The sequence below is a fragment of the Actinosynnema sp. NPDC023658 genome (assembly GCF_040639995.1).
In the GTDB taxonomy this organism is placed as follows: Bacteria; Actinomycetota; Actinomycetes; order Mycobacteriales; family Pseudonocardiaceae; genus Actinosynnema.
In genome coordinates this window covers 1-1,528 of sequence record NZ_JBFAAX010001211.1, presented here as the reverse complement: position 1 = coordinate 1,528, position 1,528 = coordinate 1, and the positions used below count along the sequence as shown (strand labels likewise).

The following is a 1,528-nucleotide window of genomic DNA, read 5'->3' as shown; positions in this document are numbered from 1 at the left end:
GACCGGGGCCGGTGCGCCCCTCAGGCCGCCGTCAGCGCCGCCAGGGCGCGGTCCATCGCGGCGTTGAACTCCTCCGGCGCCAGCGGCAGCCGGGACTTGACGTCCCGACTCCACTGGTCGGCCAGGACCTCGGCCGAGTCCGCCTCGACACCGTCGAGCGCCGCGTCGGCCAGGTCCGACGGCGCCAACTTGTCCACCGGCCAGCCCGCGGCCATGTCGGTGTCGGCCAGGCCGAGGTGCACCGCTGTCACGAGCGTGCCCTGCTCGGCCAGCTCCAGGCGGACGCCGTTGGTCATGGCCCAGGCGGCGGCCTTGGTGAGGTGGTAGGCGTTGGCGCCCTTGCCGCCGAACCACGACATCGCGGAGAGGACGTTGACGATCGCGCCCCCGCCGTTCCCGGCGAGCACCGGCGCGAACTCCCGGATCATCGCGAGGTGGCCGAGCACGTTGGTCTCCAGCTCGTGCCGCACCGCGTCCAGGGGACCGGTCACCAGGTCGGTCCCCGTCTGGATCCCCGCGTTGTTGACCAGCAGCGAGACGTCCGGGGCGGCTTCGGCCGCGGCCCTCACGGAGGCGGGATCGACGATGTCGAGGGCCAGCACCTCGACCCCGGGCAGGTCCACGGTCTCCGGTCGGCGGGCCGTCGCGTAGACCTTGCGCGCGCCCCGTTCGAGCAGGCGCTGGGCGAAGGCGCGGCCCAGGCCGCGGTTGGCTCCGGTGACGAGGGCTACTGAGTTGTGCACATCCATGCCCGGTACGCTAAAACCTGACGTTGACGTCAGGGGCAAGTGCTCGTCGTCGGGGCCCGCGTGAGAGGAGTCACCATGACCGTCGCAGAGGCCGCGACCGAGCGGCTGATCCGCATCGGTGAGGTGGCACGGGGTGCCGGCGTCTCGGTGCGCGCCGTGCGCTACTACGAGGAGCAGGGGCTGCTCGTCGCGGAACGCAGCCCGTCCGGCCAGCGCCTCTACCGGCAGAACGCCGTCGCCCTGGTCCGCTTCTTCCAGCAGATGTTCGCCGCCGGCCTGACCAGCCGGAGGATCACGGAACTCCTCCCGTGCTGGGACTCCGGGCACACCGACGCCGAGCAGCGGGCCATGCTGCGCGCCGAGCGCGACCGCATCCAGGCCAGGGTCGACGACCTGCAGGCCGCGCTGGACCGCCTCGACGAGGTCATCGCGATCACGGACGCGCACCCGTAGGCGCGGTCGGCCGGACGCCGCACCGGCGGTCCGCGGCAGGGGTGCTGGTCGCCCGGCCGAGGAGGTCCGTGACGGTCGGTCCCTGGAGCGGCGTGATGGGCGTGCGCCGGGAGGCCGTCGATCCACGATCAGTGACCGGGGCACCGCAGTGCGAAGTCGGGACCGCGTTTCCGGCTGGTACCGGGACGAATTCGTGGTCGGCGGGGCATGGCGCGGACGTGGATCGTCAAGTAGAAATAGCCAACCCCACATCGCCAACGCCCGGCCGCGCAGACCGTGAGAGAGCGCTCTCACGACCTGGCGGCCGGCGTCTCTACCCACAGAGG

At 72.4% G+C, this 1,528-nt stretch carries 2 protein-coding genes; one reads left to right on the top strand and one right to left on the bottom strand.

The features are described from left to right. Positions 1 to 20 precede the first annotated feature (20 nt). Positions 21 to 749, bottom strand: coding sequence for an SDR family oxidoreductase (locus AB0G02_RS39620; protein ID WP_360805500.1), 729 nt, complete (start codon positions 747 to 749; stop codon positions 21 to 23). A 75-nt stretch (positions 750 to 824) separates the two neighbouring features. On the opposite strand from AB0G02_RS39620, the gene AB0G02_RS39615 reads away from it, so the two are divergent. Beyond that, positions 825 to 1,202: a MerR family transcriptional regulator gene (locus AB0G02_RS39615; protein WP_360805497.1), complete on the top strand. Its 378-nt coding sequence runs from the start codon at positions 825 to 827 to the stop codon at positions 1,200 to 1,202. Positions 1,203 to 1,528 lie beyond the last annotated feature (326 nt).